Source organism: Streptomyces goshikiensis (genome assembly GCF_014650555.1).
Classification (GTDB): Bacteria; Actinomycetota; Actinomycetes; order Streptomycetales; family Streptomycetaceae; genus Streptomyces; species Streptomyces goshikiensis.
Genome location: NZ_BMVE01000005.1, coordinates 54,275 through 75,376, shown reverse-complemented (window position 1 = coordinate 75,376; position 21,102 = coordinate 54,275). Strand labels below are relative to the sequence as shown.

Annotated in this window: 18 protein-coding genes and 1 riboswitch; of the genes, 8 read left to right on the top strand and 10 right to left on the bottom strand. The window is 74.2% G+C overall.

What is annotated here, in order from left to right:
• Positions 1 to 54: 54 nt before the first annotated feature.
• From IE248_RS16635 to IE248_RS16620, 4 genes are all read left to right on the top strand, one after another.
• On the top strand, positions 55 to 1,503 hold the full coding sequence (locus IE248_RS16635) for a peptidoglycan D,D-transpeptidase FtsI family protein (protein ID WP_073798874.1): 1,449 nt from the start codon (positions 55 to 57) through the stop codon (positions 1,501 to 1,503).
• Positions 1,504 to 1,566: 63 nt separating this feature from the next.
• Positions 1,567 to 2,058, top strand: coding sequence for a GNAT family N-acetyltransferase (locus IE248_RS16630; protein WP_190031071.1), 492 nt, complete (start codon positions 1,567 to 1,569; stop codon positions 2,056 to 2,058).
• Between the two features lie 71 nt (positions 2,059 to 2,129).
• On the top strand, positions 2,130 to 2,837 hold the full coding sequence (locus IE248_RS16625; protein WP_190031070.1) for a DsbA family oxidoreductase: 708 nt from the start codon (positions 2,130 to 2,132) through the stop codon (positions 2,835 to 2,837).
• A 79-nt stretch (positions 2,838 to 2,916) separates the two neighbouring features.
• The gene (locus IE248_RS16620) at positions 2,917 to 3,975 is read left to right on the top strand and encodes an aminotransferase class V-fold PLP-dependent enzyme (protein ID WP_190031069.1); all 1,059 of its coding nucleotides are present in this window, start codon (positions 2,917 to 2,919) and stop codon (positions 3,973 to 3,975) included.
• Between the two features lie 24 nt (positions 3,976 to 3,999).
• Here IE248_RS16620 and IE248_RS16615 read toward each other — a convergent pair whose 3' ends face one another.
• Positions 4,000 to 5,091, bottom strand: coding sequence for a pyridoxal-phosphate-dependent aminotransferase family protein (locus tag IE248_RS16615; protein WP_190031068.1), 1,092 nt, complete (start codon positions 5,089 to 5,091; stop codon positions 4,000 to 4,002).
• A 64-nt stretch (positions 5,092 to 5,155) separates the two neighbouring features.
• On the opposite strand from IE248_RS16615, the gene IE248_RS16610 reads away from it, so the two are divergent.
• Positions 5,156 to 6,256 (top strand): amidohydrolase family protein, encoded by a 1,101-nt coding sequence (locus IE248_RS16610; RefSeq protein WP_073798870.1) that lies wholly within the window; start codon positions 5,156 to 5,158, stop codon positions 6,254 to 6,256.
• 243 nt (positions 6,257 to 6,499) lie between these two features.
• Positions 6,500 to 7,420, top strand: a complete 921-nt coding sequence (locus IE248_RS16605; RefSeq protein ID WP_229895359.1) for an SCO1860 family LAETG-anchored protein — start codon at positions 6,500 to 6,502, stop codon at positions 7,418 to 7,420.
• 6 nt (positions 7,421 to 7,426) lie between these two features.
• On the opposite strand, the gene IE248_RS16600 is transcribed toward IE248_RS16605, so the two are convergent.
• Positions 7,427 to 8,641: a CapA family protein gene (locus IE248_RS16600; RefSeq protein WP_190031066.1), complete on the bottom strand. Its 1,215-nt coding sequence runs from the start codon at positions 8,639 to 8,641 to the stop codon at positions 7,427 to 7,429.
• 76 nt (positions 8,642 to 8,717) lie between these two features.
• Complete coding sequence (gene cobC / locus IE248_RS16595) at positions 8,718 to 10,139, bottom strand: Rv2231c family histidinol phosphate aminotransferase CobC (RefSeq protein ID WP_229895358.1); 1,422 nt, start codon at positions 10,137 to 10,139, stop codon at positions 8,718 to 8,720.
• Between the two features lie 89 nt (positions 10,140 to 10,228).
• Between cobC and IE248_RS16590 the strand changes: the two genes are divergently transcribed.
• Positions 10,229 to 10,954 carry a ZIP family metal transporter gene (locus IE248_RS16590; RefSeq protein ID WP_037797370.1) on the top strand — a complete coding sequence of 242 codons (726 nt, stop codon included), beginning with the start codon at positions 10,229 to 10,231 and terminating at the stop codon, positions 10,952 to 10,954.
• A 2-nt stretch (positions 10,955 to 10,956) separates the two neighbouring features.
• On the opposite strand, the gene IE248_RS16585 is transcribed toward IE248_RS16590, so the two are convergent.
• From IE248_RS16585 to IE248_RS16555, 7 genes are all read right to left on the bottom strand, one after another.
• A complete protein-coding gene (locus tag IE248_RS16585) occupies positions 10,957 to 12,393 on the bottom strand; it encodes a cobyrinic acid a,c-diamide synthase CobB (protein WP_229895357.1) in 1,437 nt (478 codons plus the stop codon).
• A gap of 5 nt (positions 12,394 to 12,398) precedes the next feature.
• Positions 12,399 to 12,998, bottom strand: a complete 600-nt coding sequence (gene cobO / locus IE248_RS16580; RefSeq protein ID WP_037797369.1) for a cob(I)yrinic acid a,c-diamide adenosyltransferase — start codon at positions 12,996 to 12,998, stop codon at positions 12,399 to 12,401.
• The gene (locus IE248_RS16575; RefSeq protein WP_190031064.1) at positions 12,998 to 15,109 is read right to left on the bottom strand and encodes a putative cobaltochelatase; all 2,112 of its coding nucleotides are present in this window, start codon (positions 15,107 to 15,109) and stop codon (positions 12,998 to 13,000) included. Before IE248_RS16575 ends, cobO begins: the two co-directional genes overlap by 1 nt.
• 70 nt (positions 15,110 to 15,179) lie before the next feature.
• Complete coding sequence (locus tag IE248_RS16570) at positions 15,180 to 16,700, bottom strand: cobyric acid synthase (RefSeq protein WP_190031063.1); 1,521 nt, start codon at positions 16,698 to 16,700, stop codon at positions 15,180 to 15,182.
• The gene (locus IE248_RS16565) at positions 16,697 to 17,656 is read right to left on the bottom strand and encodes a cobalamin biosynthesis protein (protein WP_190031062.1); all 960 of its coding nucleotides are present in this window, start codon (positions 17,654 to 17,656) and stop codon (positions 16,697 to 16,699) included. Before IE248_RS16565 ends, IE248_RS16570 begins: the two co-directional genes overlap by 4 nt.
• Before the next feature lie 58 nt (positions 17,657 to 17,714).
• A riboswitch (cobalamin riboswitch) is annotated at positions 17,715 to 17,800 on the bottom strand.
• Between the two features lie 156 nt (positions 17,801 to 17,956).
• A complete protein-coding gene (locus IE248_RS16560) occupies positions 17,957 to 18,178 on the bottom strand; it encodes a hypothetical protein (protein ID WP_037797364.1) in 222 nt (73 codons plus the stop codon).
• Positions 18,179 to 18,206: 28 nt separating this feature from the next.
• On the bottom strand, positions 18,207 to 19,475 hold the full coding sequence (locus IE248_RS16555; protein WP_073798864.1) for an inorganic phosphate transporter: 1,269 nt from the start codon (positions 19,473 to 19,475) through the stop codon (positions 18,207 to 18,209).
• Positions 19,476 to 19,843: 368 nt separating this feature from the next.
• Between IE248_RS16555 and IE248_RS16550 the strand changes: the two genes are divergently transcribed.
• Complete coding sequence (locus IE248_RS16550; protein WP_190031061.1) at positions 19,844 to 20,977, top strand: alpha/beta hydrolase; 1,134 nt, start codon at positions 19,844 to 19,846, stop codon at positions 20,975 to 20,977.
• Positions 20,978 to 21,102: the final 125 nt, after the last annotated feature.

Genomic DNA, 21,102 nt, shown 5'->3' with positions numbered 1-21,102 from the left:
CCACAATCGGGGCAGAGCGGAACGTCCGGGGGCGTTCGGACGTCCTTCTGGGGGATGAACAAAACGATCAGGCGTGCGTCGGTCTTCTGTCTGCTTCTGGTGCTGGCCCTTTTGGTGCGGGTCACCTGGGTGCAGGCATATCAAGGCCAGGCCCTCGCAGACGACGAACACAACCGGCGCAACCTCATCGGGCAGTACGAGAACCCGCTGGGCAACATCATCGTGGGCGGGGAGGCGATCACGGGCTCGACCAAGACGGGCGGCAAGGACTTCGGATACAAGCGGACGTACACCGACGGCCCGCTCTACGCGCCCATCACCGGGTACAGCTCGCAGGCCTACGGCACGACGATGCTGGAGGGGGTCTACAAGAACATCCTCAACGGCTCGGACAACCGTCTCAAGACGGTCATGGACACGCTCACCAACAAGCGGGCCTCCCCGGGTGACGTGCTGACCACGATCGACCGGGACGTGCAGAAGGCCGCCTGGGACGCGCTCCAGGACAAGCAGGGCTCCGCCGTGGCCATCGACCCGGCGACGGGCGAGATCCTCGCGGTCGTGAACAACTCCTCGTACGACCCCGGCCGGATCACCGGCGCCAACGACGAGAAGGCCTGGCAGGAGCTCTCCGCCGACCAGGGCAAGGCGATGGAGAACGTCGCGCTGCGCAAGCCCCAGGCGCCCGGCTCCACCTTCAAGCTGGTCACCCTGGCGGCGGCCATCGAGAACGGGCTGGTCACGAACATCGACACGCCCACGGGCACCCCCGACCCGTACACGATCCCCGGCACCCGCACCCAGCTGCCCAGCGAGGCGGGCTCGGCGGCCTGCAACAACGTCTCCCCGCGCACCGCGCTGCGGCTGTCCTGCAACAACGTCTTCGCCGAGCTCGCCTCCAAGCTCGGCCAGGACAAGATGCGCGCGACGGCGGAGAAGCTCGGCTTCAACACGCAGATCGACACCCCGGTCCGCACCAATCCGCCGAGCAAGTACCCGTCGGAGAAGATGTCCGTCGACCAGGTCGCGCAGACGGGTATCGGCCAGTTCGACGTGCAGGCCACCCCGCTCCAGATGGCGATGGTGACGGCCGCGATCGAGAACGGTGGCAAGCTCGTCGCCCCGCACATGGTCTCCGAGGTCACCGACGCCAACGGCAACGTCCTGGAGAGCTTCAAGGACCCGAAGTCCGATCAGGTCATGAAGGAGCGGACCGCCTCGATGCTCCAGGACGCGATGCGCACGGTCGCCACCGAGGGCGGCGGCAAGCCCGCCCAGGTGAAGGGCGCCGAGGTGGGCGGCAAGACCGGTACCGCCCAGCGCGGCGTGAACAACAGCAAGTCGCCGCTCGCCTGGTTCACCTCGTACGGGAAGGCGGACGGCAAGCAGATCGCCGTCGCCGTGGTGATCGAGAACTCGGACACCGACCGCTCCGAGATCGGCGGCGGCAAGCTGGCCGCGCCCATCGCCCAGAAGATGATGGCGGCGTGGCTGAAGAAGTAGCCATTCGAACAGACGGCTGACGCGCCGGGAACCGAACGGGGTTCGCGGCGCGTTTCCCTGTCCATGATCAGGACCGCGCGCCCCGCAGACCTCGACGCCATCGCCGCCCTCCACACCCGGGCCCGGGCCACCTACTACCAGGGCCGGCTGCCCGCGGAGGTCTACAGCGGTGAGGCCGAGCTCGCGCGGACCCGCGAGGGCTGGTCGCGGGCCGTCGCCCGGGCGGCCTCCGACGGCGGGGTGCTCTGCGCCGAGCGCGACGGCGAGCTCACCGGGGTCGCCGCCTTCCGCACCGCCGACGGCGAGACCACCCTCACCCAGCTGCACGTGGATCCGGGGCACTGGCGCCGCGGCACCGGCGCCGCCCTGCACGCCGCCTGCCTCGACGCCTGGCGCCTCGCCGGGGTGGGGCGGGTGCGGCTGGAGGTCTACGAGCACAACCTGCGCGCCCAGGCCTTCTACGCCGCCCACGGCTGGCTCGCGGACCCCTCCGGCGCGAAGTCGGGCTCGCACCTCACCCTCTGGCTGAGCGTGCGCCCCGCGTCCGGGGAATGAGACGCCCCACCGGATGGTTGAACCCGGAACCGTCTTGAAGCGATCCCCTGGAACCGGAGAGAAGAAGCAACATGCGCGTCGAAATTTGGGCCGACATCGCCTGCCCCTGGTGCTATGTCGGAAAGGCCCGCTTCACTCAGGGCCTGGCGGAGTTCGCGCACCGCGACCAGGTGGAGATCGTCTTCCGGTCGTTCGAGCTCGACCCCAACAGCCCCAAGGGCGTCTCCGCGCCCGTCGTGGAGATGCTCGCCGAGAAGTACGGCCGCACCCTCGACGAGGCGCGCGGCATGGAGGAGCACGTCGCCGCCAGCGCCCGCGCCGCGGGGCTGACGTACCGCACCGAGGGCCGCGACCACGGCAACACCTTCGACATCCACCGCCTGCTGCACCTGGCCGCCGCCCGCGGCCGCCAGGAGGAGCTCCTCGACCTCGCCTACCGGGCGAACTTCGGCGAGGAGCGCTCCGTCTTCGACGCCGAGGTGCTGGTCGCGCTCGCCGTCGAGGCCGGGCTGGACGAGGCGGAGGCCCGCGCGGTCCTCGCCGACGACTCCGCCTACGCCGCCGAGGTGCGGGCCGATGAGCGCGAGGCCGCCGAGCTGGGCGCCAACGCCGTGCCGTTCTTCGTCCTGGACCGCCGCTACGGCATCTCCGGCGGCCAGCCCGCCGAGGTGTTCACCCGGGCTCTGGAGCAGGCGTGGGCCGGCCGCGAGGTCGAGGAGCCGGCCGCCGGCGCCGAGGCGTGCGAGCCCGACGGCGCCTGCGCGGTCCCGGGGGCCTGACTCCCGAACACCCGCGGCGGCACCGGACGGCCCCGAGGCCCCGTGGACTCGGGGCCGTTCCGGACGCAGAGTTGAGGACATGATCCTTCCACTCGCCGAAGCCGCCCGCGCCGAGTTCGCGCACTCCACCACCTACCTCAACACCGCCACCTGCGGAGTCCTCCCGCGTTCCGCCGTCGCGGAGGTACGGGAGCTGGCCGAGGCCGCCGGCGCCGGAACCGCCGCCGGGTTCGGCGACTTCGGCCGCGTCGGCCTGGTCCGCGACTCCTTCGCCCGGCTGGTCGGCGTCGCCTCCGACCGGGTGGCGATCGGCTCGTCCGTCGCCACCCACGTCGGCCTCGTCGCGGCCGCGCTTCCGCCCGGCGCCGAAGTGCTGTGCCCCGAGGGGGAGTTCGCCTCGGTGATCAACCCCTTCGTGGTGCGCGGCGACCTCAAGGTGCGCTTCGTCCCGCTGGAGGAGCTCGCCGGATCCGTCGGCCCGGACACGGCGCTGGTCGCGCTCAGCGCCGTCCAGTCCGCCGACGGCCGCACCGCCGACCTGCCCGCCCTCCGCGAGGCCGCCGCCGGGTGCGGGGCCCGGATGCTGGTGGACGCCACGCAGGCGGTGGGCTGGCTGCCGTTCGACGCCTCGCCCTACGCCTATACGGTCACCGCCGGGTACAAGTGGCTGCTCGGGGCGCGCGGCGCCTCGTACCTCACCGTCTCGGAGGAGGCCCAGCACACCCTGACCCCGCTGCACGCCGGCTGGCTGGCGGCGGAGCCCGGCTGGGAGGCCACCTACGGCCCGATGCCGCAACTGGCCTCCGGGGCGCGCCGGTTCGACGAGTCCCCGGCCTTCCTCGCCTACCACGCGGCCGCGCCCTCGCTGGCCCTGCTGGAGCGGATCGGCATCGACGCCGTGCACGCCCACGACACCGCGCTGGCCGCCCGCTACCGGGCCGGTCTCGCCCGCCTGGGCCACGAGCCGGTGCCGGGCGACTCCCCGATCGTCGCCGTCCCGGGTCTGGCCGGGCGCCAGCCGGAGCTGCTCGCGGCCGGCATCGCCACCGCGGCCCGCGCGGGCGCCCTGCGGGCCTCGTTCCACCTCTACAACACCGAGGCGGACGTGGACCGCCTACTGAACGCACTGTCCGGCTGACGCCCCGGCTGACGCCCGCTTCCGTCAGGCCCGAGCTGTCGTCCATGCCGACTCCGCCGCCGACAGGGCCGGGGTGGGGTCGGTGGACAGGGCCGCGGCCAGTGCCGTCAGCGAGGACCGTACGGAGTCCAGGGCCGCCGCCGGGCCGTAGTGGTTGACCCGGATCATCTCCCGGGCCAGCGCGCCGCCGCCCGCCGCGAGCGGCGCCGCCGGATCCGCCGACAGGGCCTTCGCCACGACCTCCGAGGCGTCCACCCCACCCGCCACCCGCAGGGTCGTGGCCACCGGGGCCGCCTCCGCATCGAGCGGCACGTACGCGGACAGGCCCAGCGCCACCGCGCCCGCGCGGGTCGCCGCCGCGGCCGCCGCGTGCCGCGCCATCACGGCCGGCAGGCCCTCGGCCGCGATCCGGTCCAGGCAGGCCTCCAGCGCCAGCATCTCCAGCTGGGCCGGGGCGTGCAGCAGCGCCTTGCGTCCGCCGTCGATCCAGCGCTCCTTCCAGTCCAGGAGGGACAGGTACGAGCGCCTCGGCGCGGCCGGGTTCGCCGCGAAGCGGGCCCACGCCCGGTCCGAGACCGACACCGCCGAGACCCCCGCCGGGCCGCCCATCGCCTTCTGGGCGCCGATCACGCACAGGTCCACGCCCCACGCGTCCGGCAGCAGCGGCTCCGCGCCCACCGAGGCGACCGCGTCCAGCATGAACAGTGCCCCGTGGGCCCGTACCGCCTCGCCGATCTCCGCGACCGGGTTCGTGTTCCCGGTCGCCGCCTCCGCGTGCACCAGCGAGACGAAGTCGATCTCCGGGTGCGCGGCGAGCGCCCGCGCGACCTGCTCGCCCGTCACCGCCGTGTCGAAGGGCACCGCGAGGTCCACCACGCTGGCCCCGCAGTCGCGCAGCCAGTTGCCGAAGGTGGTTCCGTACGGGCCGGTGACGATGTTCAGCGCCGTCGAACCGGGCCGCGCGCCCGAGCGGATGCAGGCCTCCAGCGGCAGCAGCGCCTCGCCCTGGGTGATCACCACGTCGTGCCCGGTACCGAGCAGTCCGGCGACCCGCCGCTCGATCGACGCGAAGCGCTCGGCGGTCAGCGGCGGGAGGTCCAGGAGGGGGTGCGTCACGGTGCTGCTCTCTTCGTCCGGGGTTACCGGCAGAGCCTACCGAGCACGCACGTACAGTGCCGACATGAGCGATGTGAGCGATGTGCTGCACGTGAAGGGGCGGGTGCTCGTCGGGCCCGACGAGGTCCGCGACGAGCTCTGGGTGGTGGGCGGCCGGGTCGCGTACGAGCGTCCGCGCTCCGCCGCCGCCCACGAGATCACCACCGTCACCGGCTGGGTCCTGCCCGGACTGGTCGACGCGCACTGTCACGTGGGACTGGATGCCCACGGCCCGGTCGACGCGGAGACCGCCGAGACCCAGGCCCTCACCGACCGCGACGCCGGCACCCTGCTGATCCGCGACGCCGGATCCCCCTCCGACACCCGCTGGATCGACGACCGGGAGGATCTGCCGAAGATCATCCGGGCCGGCCGGCACATCGCCCGCACCCGCCGCTACATCCGCAACTACGCGCACGAGATCGAGCCCGCCGAGCTCGTCGAGTACGTGGGCCGCGAGGCCCGGCGCGGCGACGGCTGGGTGAAGCTGGTCGGCGACTGGATCGACCGCGACGCCGGCGACCTGACGGCCTGCTGGCCGCGCGCCGAGGTGGAGGCGGCCATCGCCGAGGCCCACCGGCTGGGCGCCCGGGTCACCGCGCACTGCTTCGCGGAGGACTCGCTGCGCGACCTCGTCGAGGCGGGCATCGACTGCGTCGAGCACGCCACCGGGCTCACCGAGGACACCATCCCGCTGTTCGCGGAGCGCGGGGTGGCGATCGTCCCGACCCTCGTGAACATCGCGACGTTCCCGAAGCTGGCGGCGGGCGGCGACGCCAAGTTCCCCGTGTGGTCGGCCCACATGCGAAGGCTCCACGCCCGCCGCTACGACACCGTGCGGGCCGCTTACGACGCGGGCGTCCCCGTGTACGTCGGCACGGACGCGGGCGGCTCCCTGCCGCACGGGCTGGTCGCCGCCGAGGTCGCCGAGCTGGTGCGGGCCGGCATCCCGCCGCTGGACGCGCTCTCTGCGACGGCCTGGGCGGCGCGCGAGTGGCTCGGCCGGCCTGGTCTCACCGAGGGCGCCCCCGCCGACCTGGTGGTCTACGGAGACGACCCGCGCGCGGACGTCCGCACCCTGGCGCGGCCGCTGCGGGTGGTCGTGGACGGCAAGGTCCGCGCCTGAGGGCGTCCGGGAGCGTCGCGCTCCCGGCGCTCCCGGTGCTTCCGAAGCGCGAGGGAACTCCCGTTCTCCGTGGGGCTCATGAATCGAATTCATGAGCGGAAACCACCCTTTGGAGTGAAGTCACGTCAGGCGTGCGCCCGTTCACTCGCAGTACGTAAAGATTCCCGGAGCCGAAGCCGTCGGCGCGCGATGTCCCCTCATCGGCGGCGCGACGGCACCCATCTCCCCGGGGGTTCCACCACCTTGAACAGCAACGCCTTCCGCATGCCCGCGGCCGCACTGCTCGCCACGGGAGCGGTCGCCCTGCTCACCGCGCCGCCGGCCCTGGCCACCGGAGGCGGCCCCACCGGACGCGAGGGCAAGGCCGGGGCCGTCGTCCTGCGCGCCGACCTCGACGTCGCCCTCCTCAACACCGTGCACGTCCCGCTGAAGACCGAACTCAACGAGGTCAGCGCCCCGGAGACGGCCGCGAAGACCGCGCTCACCGTGACCCTGGACGGGGTCGAGGGCGGAAACGCGGTCAGCGTGCTGCGCGCGGACGTGGCCAACTCCAAGGCCACGGCGGACGACCGCCGCGCCGAGGCGGAGGCGAACCTCGTCAACGCCAAGGTGCACGTGCCGGGGCTGCCGCTGCTCTCGCTGATCGAGGTGGAGAAGGTCAGCTCCAAGGCGGTGTGCGAGGCGGGCCGCAATCCGGAGGCGAGCGCGAACGCGCTCGGGGCCGTGACCGTGTTCGGCAAGAAGGTCACCCTCTCGGTCGGCGGTCCCACCAAGGTCGAGGTGCCGAAGGTGGGCGCGGTCACCCTGGAGCTGTCCGGGACCCGCACCACCTCGGCCACGGCGGCCGCGGCCGCGCTGCGGCTCAAGGTGTCGGTCAACCCGCTCGACCTGAACGTCGCCCAGGTCGACGGCGAGATCGTGCTGGCCGAGGCGCACTGCGAGACCCCGAAGGCGCCGGGGCCGGACCCGGCCGCGAAGTCCGACGTCAAGCCGCAGGCGGTGGCCCCCGCGGCCGCCGGTACCACCGCGCCCGCAGCGAGCCGGGCCAACCTGGCCGAGACCGGCGGCGGCTTCCTCACCCCGTACGCGGTGGGCGGCGGGGTGCTGCTGCTCGGCGCCGGCGCGGGCGCGCTGGTGGTGGCCCGGCGCGGCCGCGCCTCGTAGGAGCCGTCAGCGGGTGGCGTGCTCCAGGCCCTGATCACCGGCGCCGCGTGACATCACGGCCGTGGTGACCTGCTTGTCGATCGCCGCGTACTCCTTCTGCTTGGCCGCGCCGATGCCGCTGTCGCCGGGGGCGCAGGAGGCGCAGACGACACGGAACGGCGGGCCCATGTCCGAGTACTGGGTCAGGTACTCGGCCTTCGTGACCTCCCAGCGGCCCGGGTGCGAGGCCGCCGGCGAGAAGGTGAAGCGGGGGATCGAGGACTGGTTGCCGCGCAGCTTGTCGGCCGGGACGAAGCTGGCGACCTGGTCACCCATGCCGAAGACCACCCAGGTCCCGTTGATCTTCTCGTAGGGCTGGGGCACGTGGTTGTGCGTGCCGATGATCAGATCGATGTCGGGGAGGCCGTCCGCCCCCTTGGAGGCGGTCAGTGCCTGGGCCAGCTCGCGCTGCTGCTGGTCGGGCGCCGTCTGCCACTCGGTGCCCCAGTGCACGCTGAGCACGACCACCTGCGCACCGGCCGCGCGGGCGGCGCGGGCGTCCTCCACGATCCGCTTCTGGTCGATCAGGTTGACGGACCAGGGCTTGTCCTGGGGGAGCGGAATGCCGTTGGTGCCGTACGTGTACGACAGCTGGGCGATCTTCGCACCGCCGGCGGCGAGCAGGGCGGGAGCCTTCGCCTCCTCGGCGCTGCGGGCGGATCCCACGTGCTTGACGCCGACCCGGTCGAGGTGGTCGAGCGTGCGGGCGAGACCGGCGTAACCGGCGTCGAGCGTGTGGTTCGAGGCCGTCGAACAGCTCTCGTACCCCGCGTCCTTGAGGGCGTCGGCCAGCTCGTGCGGGGCCTTGAAGGTGGGGTAGCCGGTGTAGGGGCCGCCGGGCTCCGCGTACGGGATCTCGTGGTGGCATATCGCCACGTCGGCGGCGGAGACGACGGGCTTCACGCCCGCGAGTATCCTGCGGAAGTCGTGGCCCTTGCCGCCGGCGTCGGTGGCCGAGCGCTCGATGATCGACGGGTACGGGATGATGTCGCCCGTCGCGACGAGGGTGAACGGCTTCCCCCCGGACGCGGGGGCGGCGGACTTGCCCCCCGGCTTCCCCTGGAGCCGCTGCTCCCCGGCGCCCGCGCCGCCCTTGTCGAGCAGCGTCGGGACGGCGTAGATCCCGCCGCCCACGACCGCCAGCCCGGCCACGGCCGCGGCTATCCTGGCCGATGCCTTCATTTCTTGTCCCCCCGGAATTGACCTGCGTGTCAGTCAGATCATCGCGCAATATGACTGCCGCAGCGCCGAAGGGGGTTCAGCGCGCCGCGAGCGCGAGGGCGTGGTCGAGGGCCTGGAGCAGGCGGCCCGTCGTCGCGCGGTCGCGGACCGCGAGGCGGAGCCAGGAGGAGTCCAGCCCCGGGAAGGTGTCGCCGCGGCGGACGGCGAAGCCCAGGGCGCGCAGCCGGGTGCGGACCTCCGCGGCGCCCGCCACCCGGATCAGGACGAACGGGCCCTCCGCGACCCCGGACACCGTGATCTCCTCGAACTCCGCGAGCCCCGCCAGCAGGTGCGCCCGGTCCACCGCGACCTGCCGGGCCACCGCCTCCGCCTCCGCCAGCGCCGCCGGGGCCACACAGGCCTCGGCCGCCACCAGCGCCGGCGTCGACACCGGCCACAGCGGCTGCGCCGCCGCCAGCCTCGCGATCACCTCCGGCTCGGCCAGTACGTAGCCGATCCGCAGCCCCGCGAGCCCCCAGGTCTTGGTCAGGCTCCGCAGGACGACCAGCCCGGGGACGTCCATCCGCCCGGCCAGGGCCTCCCGCTCGCCCGGGACGGCGTCCATGAACGCCTCGTCCACCACCAGGATCCGGCCCGGCCGGGCCAGCGCGGCCAGCGTGTCCGCCGGGTGCAGCACCGACGTCGGGTTGGTCGGGTTGCCGACCACCACCAGGTCGGCGTCCTCCGGTACCGCCGCCGGGTCCAGCCGGAACCCGTCCGCCGCCTTCAGGACCACCCGCCGCACCCGGAGCCCGGCGTCCCGCAGGGCCGCCTCCGGCTCCGTGAACTGCGGGTGCACCACGACCGGCCGTACGGCGCCCAGGGCGCGCGCGAGCAGGACGAACGCCTCCGCCGCCCCGGCCGTCAGCAGCACCCGCTCGACCGGCAGCCCGTGCCGCCCCGCGACCGCCGCGCGGGCCGCCCGGCCGTCCGGGTACGCGGCCAGGTCCCCGAGGGAGTCGGCGATCCTCCGCTTGAGCCACTCCGGCGGCGTGTCCGACCGTACGTTCACCGCCAGGTCCACCAGCGCGCCGCCGGTGTCCAGGACCTCCGCGTCCCCGTGGTGGCGCAGGTCGTGCGCGTGTGCCGTGGCCACCGCGCAGGTAGCCGCCGCCGACCGCCGTTTGGGTACGAGGAGTTCCCCGCCCCCCGCGAGCGCCGCGGCCTCCGCCACCGAGGGGGTCCCGGTGGCCTCCCGTACGGCCTCGGAGGGCTGCGGCACCTCGACCGCGGCCAGTTCCTCGGCGGGGTAGCCGATCAGGGGTACGCCGAAACGTTCCGCCGCTCCCGCGATCCCCGCCTCCCCGGTCTTCGCGTCCAGCGTGGCCAGCGCCGTCACCGCCTCCGTGGCCAGCCCGGCCGCGCGCAGCGTCTCCTCGACCAGCGCGCACACCTCGGAGACCGAGACCCCCGCGCGGCCACCGACCCCGACCACCAGCCGCGTCGCGTACTCGCCCACCGGGATCACCCTTCCCTCGTCAACAGTTCATGTCCCGCCACCCGCGCGGGGACGTGCGCGCGCGGCCGGCAGTCGGTATTCAGGGGAACATGGCCGTGATCGTGGCGTTGGGCGCGTTCCTGATGACCCTGGCGGGCGGATGGACGGCGCAACGCGTCACCGACCGCCGCCACCTCGTGCTGGGCCTCGCCGGCGGGCTGATGCTGGGCGTCGTCGGCCTCGACCTGCTCCCGGAGTCGCTGCACGCGGCGGGCCGCGAGGTGTTCGGGGTCCCGCTCGCCCTGCTGCTCTTCGTGGCCGGGTTCCTGGTCGCGCACGTCGTGGAACGCCTGCTGGCGGTACGTCAGGCCGCGCACGGCGCCGAGAACGGCGCCCGGGTGCCCCAGGTGGGGCTGACGGCGGCCGCCGCGATGGTCGGCCACAGCCTCGCCGACGGGGTCGCCCTCGGCGCGGCCTTCCAGGTCGGCGGAGGCATGGGCGTCGCCGTGGCGCTGGCCGTCATCACCCACGACTTCGCCGACGGGTTCAACACGTACACCCTCACCCGGCTCTACGGGAACGAGCGCCGCAAGGCCCTGATGATGCTCTTCGCGGACGCCGTCGCCCCGGTGGTGGGCGCGGCCTCCACCTTGCTGTTCACCCTTCCGGAGGAACCGCTCGGGGCGTACCTCGGGTTCTTCGGGGGCGTCCTGCTGTACCTGGCCGCCGCCGAGATCCTGCCCGAGGCGCACCACGAGCACCCCGCCCTGTCCACGCTGATGTGCACGGTGGGCGGGGTGGCCGGGATCTGGCTCGTGGTGGGCCTCGCGGACTGAACTCACGGGTGGACGGCCACCGCTGCCGCCTTCGCCACCGCTGCCGCCTCCGCCGCAGCCTCGGCCGCCGCCCCGGTGAAGCGGAGGGCCACGGACGGCTCCGCCGCCCAGTGCGTGTGCAGGTAGCTGGCGTGCACGCCCTGCTGTACGAAGCCCTCGACGCGGCGCTCGGGACGCGTGAACCCCCACGCCGGCGCGGCTCCGGAACCGGGCTCGATCACCGTCCGGTGGAACTCGTGCCCCCGCAGCCGGGTGCCGGTGGCGGCGAGCGCGCTGTCGGAGACCGCCACCGCCTCCCGGTAGCCGAGCGTGAGCCGCTCCGACATCCGCGCGTCGGCGTCGAGGACCCCGCACATCGGCTTGCCGTCCAGCGAACGGGCCAGGTACAGCAGCCCGGCGCACTCCGCGGCGACCGGGCCGCCGGCCGCGGCGAAGTCGGCGACGGCCCTGCGCAGCGGCTCGTTCGCCGACAGCTCCGGCGCGTACACCTCGGGGAACCCGCCGCCGATCACCAGGCCGGAGGTGCCGGCGGGGAGCGCCTCGTCGCGCAGCGGGTCGAAGGTGACGACCTCCGCCCCGGCGGCGGTGAGCAGCTCCGCGTGCTCGGCGTAGGAGAACGTGAAGGCGGCCCCTCCGGCAACGGCGATCACCGGCCGGCCGCCGGAGCTCCGCCCCGGATCCCGCGCCTCGAACGCCGGCGAGGCCGAGATCGCCGGCTCCGGCGACCAGGCCTCGCAGGCCAGCGCCGGCGCCGTCCGCGCCAGGGCCAGCAGGGCCTCCAGGTCGCAGCCCGCGCGGACCTGGTCGGCCAGGGCGGCGACCGAGGACACCGCGTCCGCGCGCCGCTCCGCGACCGGGACCAGCCCCAGGTGCCGTGACGGCGCCGCGACCTGCGGCGCCCGCCGCAGGACGCCGAGGACCGGCATCCCGGCCTCCTCCAGCGCCTCCCGCAGCATCGCCTCGTGCCGGTCGGAGCCCACCTTGTTCAAGATCACGCCCCCGAGCCGCACCTGGGGGTCGAAGGAGGCGAAGCCGTGCACCAGCGCCGCCACCGACCGCGACTGCGACGAGGCGTCGACGACCAGCACCACCGGCGCCCGCAGCAGCTTCGCCACCTGCGCCGTCGATGCCAGCTCGCCCCGCCCCGCCGCCCCGTCGTAGAGCCCCATGACGCCCTCGACCACCGCCAGGTCGCACCCCGCCGCCCCGTGCGCGAACAGCGGAGCGACCAGCTCCGGCCCGCACATGAAGGCGTCCAGGTTCCGCCCGGGCCGCCCCGTGGCCAGCGCGTGGTAGCCCGGGTCGATGTAGTCGGGCCCGGCCTTGTGCGGGGACACGGCGAGGCCGCGCTCCGAGAAGGCCGCCATCAGGCCCGTCGCGACGGTGGTCTTGCCGCTGCCGGACGACGGCGCGGCGATGACCAGGCGCGGGATGTTCACGGAACTCACCACTCGATGCCCTTCTGGCCCTTCTGGCCGGCGTCCATGGGGTGCTTGACCTTGGTCATCTCGGTGACCAGGTCCGCGAACTCCACCAGCTTCTCCGGCGCGTTGCGGCCCGTGATCACCACGTGCTGCGTACCCGGGCGGTCGCGCAGCACCTCGATGACCTCGTCCACGTCGATCCAGCCCCAGTGCATGGGGTACGCGAACTCGTCCAGCACGTACAGCTTGTGGGTCTCGGCCGCCAGATCGCGCTTGACCTGCTCCCAGCCCTCCTTCGCCGCCTGCTCGTTGTCGAGCTGCGCGTCGCGCTGGACCCAGGACCAGCCCTCGCCCATCTTGTGCCAGACGACGGAGCCGCCCTCGCCGGAGGCGCCCAGCACCTTGAGCGCGTTCTCCTCGCCGACCTTCCACTTCGCCGACTTGACGAACTGGAACACCCCGATCGGCCAGCCCTGGTTCCACGCGCGCAGCGCCAGCCCGAAGGCCGCCGTCGACTTGCCCTTGCCCGGGCCGGTGTGGACGAAGACGAGCGGGCGGTTGCGCCGCTGGCGCGTCGTGAGCCCGTCGTCCGGAACGCTGGTCGGCTGTCCCTGCGGCATTACGCGGCCCTCCTGTTGGTGTGGGATGACTGAGAGGTCACTGCGGTACGTACGTTCTTCACGAGCCCGGCAAGCGAGTCGGCCCGCAGCCCGTCGAGGGAGACGGCGGGCCCGCCCAGGTCGGCGGCCAGCACCCCGGCCAGCCCCAGCCGGACCGGCCCCGACTCGCAGTCGACGACCACCGAGGCGACCCCCTCGGCCGCGAGCATCCGGGCGCTGCGCCGCGACAGCTCACGGGGGTCCCCGCCGAGCGCCCCGGCCGAGGTGGCCCGGCCGTCGGTGACGACGACCAGCAGCGGCCGCCGGCTCGGGTCCCGCAGCCGCTCGATCCGCAGCGTCTCGTGGGCCGTGAGCAGCCCGGCGGCCAGCGGCGTGCGGCCGCCCGTCGGCAGCTGCTCCAGCCGGGCCGCGGCGGCGTCGACGGAGGAGGTGGGCGGCAGCGCCAGCTGGGCGCCGGCGCCGCGGAAGGTGATCAGGCCGACCTTGTCGCGGCGCTGGTAGGCGTCCAGCAGCAGCGACAGCACCGCGCCCTTGACCGCGCTCATGCGCTGCCGGGCGGCCATGGAGCCGGAGGCGTCGACGACGAACAGCACGAGGTTGCCCTCGCGGCCCTCCCGCGTGGCCTGGCGCAGGTCGTCCTTGCGGACCACCAGCCCGCGCCCGCTGCGCCCGCGCGCCTTCTGGTGCGGGGCGGCGGCCTGGATGGTGGCGGCCAGGTGCAGCTTCGTCAGGTGGCCGCGCGGGCGCTGGGCCCCGGTGGTGCGGCCGTGGGCGGTACGGGCGCGGGAGCGGCGGCCGGACGCGCCCTCGCCGAGGCCGGGCACGCTGAGCATCTTGGTCCGGAACGGCTCCGCGGCCCGTACGGCGGCCTGCTCGGGTGCGCCGCCGCCGTTCTCCTGGCCGGAGGGCTGCTGTTCGGAGCCCTGCGGGGTCTGCGGGGCCTCGGCCTCGCTCGCGGGGGCGTCGGGGCCGGACTCCTGCGGGGGCGTGCCGCCGGGGCCGCCGTCAGGACCGCCGTCCCCGGGACCGCTGTCGTCGGGACCGTTGCCGTCGGGGCCCTCGGGCCCGGGCTCGGGGTCCGGGTCGGGCTCGGGCTCCTCGTCGGGGAACTCGTCCAGGATCCGGTCGAGCAGGTCCTCGTCGAGCCCGGGCGCGTCGAAGGGGTTGCGGCGGCGCCGGTGGGGGAGCGCCAGCAGGGCGGCCTGGCGGACGTCCTCCTTGCGCACCTCGGTCCGCCCGGCCCAGGCGGCCAGCGCGGTCGCGGTCCGGGCCATCACGATGTCGGCGCGCATCCCGTCGACCTCGAAACCGGCGCAGGTCGCCGCGATCTGAAGGAGGGCGGTGTCGCCGAGCGAGACCTTCGGGAGCAGCGCCCGCGCGGCCACGACCCGGGCGCGGACCTCGTGCTCGTCCCCGGCCCAGCGCGTCGCGAAGCCCGCCGGATCGTCCTCGTAGGCGAGCCGGCGGCGCACGACCTCGACGCGCTGCGCGGGCTCGCGGGACGCGGCCACCTCGACGGTGAGCCCGAACCGGTCCAGGAGCTGCGGGCGGAGCTCGCCCTCCTCGGGGTTCATGGTGCCGACGAGCAGGAACCGGGCGGCGTGCCGGACGGAGACGCCCTCGCGCTCGACGTAGGAGGCGCCCATCGCCGCCGCGTCGAGGAGCAAGTCGATCAAGTGGTCGTGGAGGAGGTTGACCTCGTCGACGTAGAGGATCCCGCGGTGCGCGTCGGCGAGCAGGCCGGGCTCGAAGGCCTTGACGCCCTCGGCGAGGGCCCGCTCGATGTCGAGGGCGCCGACGAGGCGGTCCTCGGAGGCGCCGACGGGCAGCTCCACCATGCGGGCGGGACGGACCGCGCCGGGGCCGGGCTCGTGCGGGCCGTCGGGGCAGGCCGGGTCGGGCGCGCCGGGCGCGCAGCTGAACCGGCAGCCGGGCACGACGTCCACCTGCGGCAGCAGCGCCGACAGGGCGCGGACGGCGGTGGACTTGGCGGTCCCCTTCTCACCGCGCACGAGCACCCCGCCGACCGCCGGGCTCACGGCGTTGAGCAGGAGCGCCAGCCGCAGGTCGGTCTGGCCGACCACTGCGGTGAACGGATAGGGCGTGCTCATGCGTTGCTCACTCCTTCTGGGCGGATACGGATGTGCGGGACGCCGGCCCCCCGCGGGGCGTCGTGGCGGGTCACGGCGCGCCCGGGGGGAGGAACGGGAGGCCGGGCGGGGCTCCGGTCTCGATCAGCTCCAGCAGCGCACGCGTGTCGGCGTGTTCCTCGATCAAGTCGCCCAGCAGGTCCAGCTGTTCCTCGCGCAGCGCCCCGAAGGACGTGTCGGGGGCCGGGACGAAGCGGCGCCCGGCGGCTGCGGCCACCTCGCGGAGGAACGCCCGCCGGAAGCCGTCCGACTCCAGCGAGCCGTGCCAGTGCGTGCCCCACACCGACCCCACCCGGCACCCGTCCAGGAACGGCTCCCCGCCCAGCACCTCGGCGACCCCGTGGTGGATCTCGTACCCCGTCACCGGCTCGCCCAGCGCGGAGCCGACCGGGCGCGCCAGGGTCTTCTCCCGTTCGAAGCGGACCCGTACCGGCAGCAGCCCGAGCCCCTCCACGGATCCCGCCCGCGATTCGACCTCGTCCTCGATGTGCTCGCCCAGCGCCTGGAAGCCCCCGCAAATGCCCAGGACCGGCCGCCCCTCGGCGGCCCGCCGCAGCAGCGCGTCCGCGAGGCCGCGTTCCCGCAGCCACCGCAGGGCCTTCACCGTGCCGCGGGTGCCGGGTACGACGACCAGGTCCGCGTCGGCCAGTTCCTCGGCCCGGTCCACGAACCGCACCACGACCCCCGGCTCGGCCGCGAGCGCGTCCACGTCCGTGAAGTTCGACATCAGCGGCACCGCGCACACCGCGACCCGCAGTACGTCCTCGCCGACCGGCGGGGCCACCACCGACTCGCGGACGGAGCCCCGCAGGGAGACGCGCAGCCCGTCCTCCTCGTCGATGCCCAGCCCGTGCCGGAACGGCAGCACGCCGTACGTGGCCCGCCCCGTCAGCCCGCGCAGCATCTCCATGCCGGGCTCCAGCAGCGAGACGTCGCCGCGGAACTTGTTCACCATGTAGCCGGCGATCAGCGACTGGTCCTCGGGGGAGAGCAGCGCCGTCGTCCCGAAGAACGACGCGAAGACGCCGCCCCGGTCGATGTCGCCGACCACGACCACCGGGAAGCGCGCGGCCCGCGCGATCCCCATGTTCACGATGTCCGTCCGACGCAGGTTGATCTCGGCCGGACTGCCCGCCCCCTCGCAGATCACGGCGTCATACGTGCCCCGCAGCTGCTCCAGGCAGTCCGTGACCACACCGAGGAGCCGTTCCTGGCGGCCCCCGTGGTAGCCGCGCGCGCTCATCTCGCCCACCGGCTTGCCCAGCAGCACCACCTGGCTGCTCTGGTCACTGCCCGGCTTGAGCAGCACCGGGTTCATCAGCGCCGTCGGCTCCACGCGCGCGGCCTGCGCCTGCATCGCCTGCGCCCGCCCGATCTCGGCGCCCTCGCGCGTCACGAACGAGTTCAGCGACATGTTCTGCGCCTTGAACGGCGCCACCTTGACGCCCTGGCGGACCAGCCAGCGGCAGATGCCGGCCGTGACCACGCTCTTGCCCGCGTCCGATGTCGTTCCGGCGACGAGGAGTCCCCCGCCCCGCTTCGCGCCGCTCATGCGCGCCCCTTCCCCGTCCGGCGCGACACCGCGCACCGCAGTGCCACGCACGTACCCAGTGCCAGCCACGTCACCTGCCGCGACAGCCGTACCGCCCGCTCGATGTCCGCGACCTCCACCGGCCGCCCGGCTTCGCCGTTCAGCACGGCCCGGTGCTCGACCCGGCCGCCGTACGCCAGGGTTCCGCCCAGCCGTACGCCGAGCGCCCCCGCGAACGAGGCCTCCACCGGCCCCGCGTTCGGGCTGGGGTGCCGGGCGGCGTCCGCGCGCCAGGCCCGTACGGCCCCCCGCCGGTCGGGGCCGGCCAGTACGGCGGCCAGCGCCGTCAGCCGGGCGCCGGGCCAGCCCGCGAGGTCGTCGAGCCGGGCCGAGGCCCAGCCGTAGCGCAGGTAGCGGGGGGACTTGTGGCCGACCATCGCGTCCAGGGTGTTCACGGCGCGGAAGGCCAGCAGCCCGGGCACGCCGGCGAGCGCGCCCCAGACCAGGGCGCCGACCACCGCGTCGGAGGTGTTCTCGGCGACGGACTCCACCACGGCGCGGGCCATCTGCTGCTGGTCCAGCGCCTGCGGGTCGCGCCCGCACAGGTGCGGCAGCCGCTCGCGGGCCACCTCGGCGTCCCCGGCGGCGAGGGCCCCGCCGATGGCGCGGGCCTCGCGGCCCAGGGAGGTGCCGCCCACGACGGCCCAGGTGGCGGCGGCGGTCAGGGCGATACGGGCCGCCGCGGGCCGGGAGCGCACGGCGCGGGCGCCCAGCGCACCGACGAGGGCGGCGCCACCGGCGCACACCAGGGTGTGCACGGCGCCCCGGGCGCGGTCGTCACGCCACAGGGCGCGCTCGACGGCGGCGGCGGTTCGTCCGAAGGCGGCCACGGGGTGCCCTCGGCGCGGATCTCCGAGGATCCGGTCGCCGATCAGGCCCGCCGCGGCGCCGTACGCGTAGACGCGATCGGCACGCATGGTGGCAGGTATGTCCTCACTCAGGGTCCGCGCCCTGGTTCGACGTGTCCGGCGGCGAGAGTTCCTGGCTCCCGGGGCACCCGCGCGGCGGGTGCTCCCCGGTGACAGTGGCGGGACCACGCCGGATTCGCACCGGACTTCCTCTCCATGCCGCCGTATTGGCTCGGGCAGTCCACCACGCAGTGCGAATGCCCGTCAACTCGCAGTTGACCTGCGGCGAGACATGTCACACGGCGGCGCCGGCGGCATGCGAAAGCTCCCCCCGGAAGATCCGGAGGGAGCGCTCGCGCACGAGGTGGGTCAGGCGACGATCAGGTAGAACCCGTACGTCACGGCCGCCGCGCAGAGGGCGAAGCAGGCGTACGCCCCGCTGCGGGCCAGGGTGGCGGCCCCGCCCTGCTCGGTGGCGGCCTCGTGCTTGGACAGGCCCACCAGGCCCAGGGTGAACAGGGCCACGAGGGCGACGGTGGCGGAGAGGCTGACCCCGAAGACGGAGCCGAGTGCTTCCCAGTCGATCTTCATACCGCTGAATCCTCTGTCGTTCTCGGGGTCAGACCGCCGCGGCCGGAGCCGCGGGGGTCGGGGCGGCCGCCGGGATGGTGGCCTTCAGGTCCTCGTCCGTCACGGCGGCGGTGGTGCCCGCGGCGGCGACGGTCGGCGGGACGGTGACGGCTGCCATCGCCGTGGTGACGACGCCCGGCTCCTCGACGGCGGCCGGTTCGACCTCGTTCACGTTGTGGTGGTCGACGACCTGGCGGCGCGAGATGACCCAGATGGCGAAGCAGGAGGCGACCAGGAAGACCGCGACGGCGGCGACGCCGACGTCACCGGTGCGCATGACCAGCTCGGCGCCGGAGGCGACCAGCGCGGCGGCCGGAAGCGTCAGGCCCCAGGCGATGAACATGCGGGTCGCGGTGGACCAGCGGACCACACCGCCCTTGCGGCCGAGGCCCGCGCCCATGACGGCGCCCGAGCAGGCGTGGGTGGTGGAGAGGGAGAAGCCCAGGCTGGAGGAGGCGAGGATGACGCTGGCGGCCGAGGTCTGGGCGGCGAAGCCCTGCTGCGGCTGCAGGTCGGTCAGGCCGCTGCCCATGGTCCGGATGATGCGCCAGCCGCCCAGGGACGTACCCAGCGCGATGGCCAGACCGGCGGAGACGATGACCCACACCGGCGGGTTCGCACCCGACTCCAGGGCGCCGCCCGCGACGAGCGCGAGGGTGATGATGCCCATCGTCTTCTGCGCGTCGTTGGTGCCGTGCGCGAGGGAGACGAGACCGGCCGAGGCGATCTGGCCGGCGCGGTAGCCCTTGGTGGAGGTCCGCTCACCGACCTTGCCGCCGAGCTTGTACGTGAGCCGGGCGGCCAGCATCGCGGCCACACCGGCCACGATCGGGGCGGCGACGGCGGGGATCAGCACCTTGGTGACGACGACGCTGCCGTTGACCGCACCGATGCCGGCGGAGGCGACCGCGGCACCGATCAGACCGCCCATCAGAGCGTGGGAGGAGCTGGAGGGAAGACCGACCAGCCAGGTGACCAGATTCCAGAGGATCGCGCCGACCAGGGCCGCGAAGATCACTTCAGGCTGGATGCCCTCCTCGTTGATCAGGCCCTTGGAGATCGTCTTGGCGACCTCCACGGACATGAACGCGCCGACGAGGTTGAGCACGGCCGACATGGCGACCGCAGTCTTGGGCTTGAGGGCGCCGGTCGAGATGGTGGTGGCCATCGCGTTGGCTGTGTCGTGGAAACCGTTCGTGAAGTCGAACACGAGAGCGGTGATGATCACGATCCCGAGGAGAAGCGTTATGTGCTCCATTTACCCAGGCTTCTGTTTGGCGTCATTGGCAGGGCGACCGTAGGCAACCTGGATGAACGGAAGGTGAACTGGGATGGGCGGCGCGGTGGAGCGGCCCGTCCCGTCATCGTGACCTTCGTCCGGATTCCACCGTAGATATATCGATTAATGCACGTCAGGGGCGGGTCTGTGAACTCCTCCGGGTGGCGCCCCTGGCGCGTTCGGTGATCACCCGGAGCCCTCGCTGAGACCTAGATCACTCCTCGCGGCCGGTGGCTGCGGCCCCGCCCCCGCGCTCCTTCCGCTTATCGGTGGAACGGGCGCCGGAACACGCGGCGGACGGAGCAGTTCCGGTGGCCGTCCCGGCCCTGCCCGCCGACACTGAAGCCGTGCGTACAGCAACGGTGACGGCCGCGGCCGTCACGACGACGCTCCTGGGAGCCGGGGCGGCCGCGATCGCCGCCGGCCGGTACGCGGCGGACGCGGCCCTGCGGCCGCACCCCGGCCGCCCGCTGCCGGGCGGGCGCAGACTCACCGTCCACGGCGCAGCCGCCGGCCGGGTCACGCTGACCCGCTCGCTCGCCTCCCTCCGGCCCGGTACGTACGGACTGACCGCGCCCGGGGTGCACGCGGTGGTCGGCCCCGTCGTCACCGGCGTCCCGCACGGCCCCGACACCGTCGTCCGCGAGCTCCTCGCCGTCACCCACGGCAGCCTCGCCTCCGGCGCCCGCGTCACCCTCACGCCCCAGGTCCACCTCGGCGATCCGCGCACCGCCCTCGGGCTCGACCACGCCGACGTGGACATCCCGGGGGAGCTCGGCGCGCTGCCCGCCTGGTTCGTGCCCGGCGTCCGCGACACCTGGGTGATCACCGCCCACGGGCTCGGCGCCGGCCGCGAGCACCCGATGGTGGTCATGCCCTTCCTCCACGGCCTCCGGCTGCCGGTCCTCGACCTGGCCTACCGGGGCGACCTCGGCGCCCCCGCCTCCCCGGACGGGCTCGGTCACCTCGGTGAGTCCGAGTGGCGGGACCTGGACGCCGCCATCCGCTACGCCCTGCGCTACGGCGCCCGCCGCGTGGTCCTGCACGGCTGGTCCACCGGAGCCGCCATGGCCCTGCACGCCGCCGAGCGCTCGGCACTGGCCGGGCGGATCGCCGGGCTGGTGCTGGACTCGCCGGTGCTCGACTGGCACGCCACCCTGCGCGCGCTCGTGGCCGCCCGCCACACCCCCGCCGCGCTGCTGCCGTTCGCGGTCCGGGCCGCCGAGGGGCGTGCGGGGCTGCGGGCGGCCGACCGGCAGGGCCCCGGCGCGGATCCCGGCGCGCTGAAGATGCCCGTCCTGATCTTCCACGGCCCGGACGACACCCTCGCCCCCTGGGAGCCCTCCCGCCGGCTCGCCGATGCGCGGCCGGACCTCGTCACCCTCCAGACCGTCCCGGACGCCCCGCACGGAGCGATGTGGAACGCCGATCCGGCGCGCTACGAGGAGGCGCTGCGCCGCTTCCTGACCCCGCTCATGTGACCCCTCTCTTATGTGACACCGCCCTCACCGGGGCGTGTGACGCCGCGGTGAAGCTGCTGTCACATGCGGGGCGGGGAGGCCGGGTTGTCCTGATCTGCACCCCTGTCGACCAGTGGTAACACCCC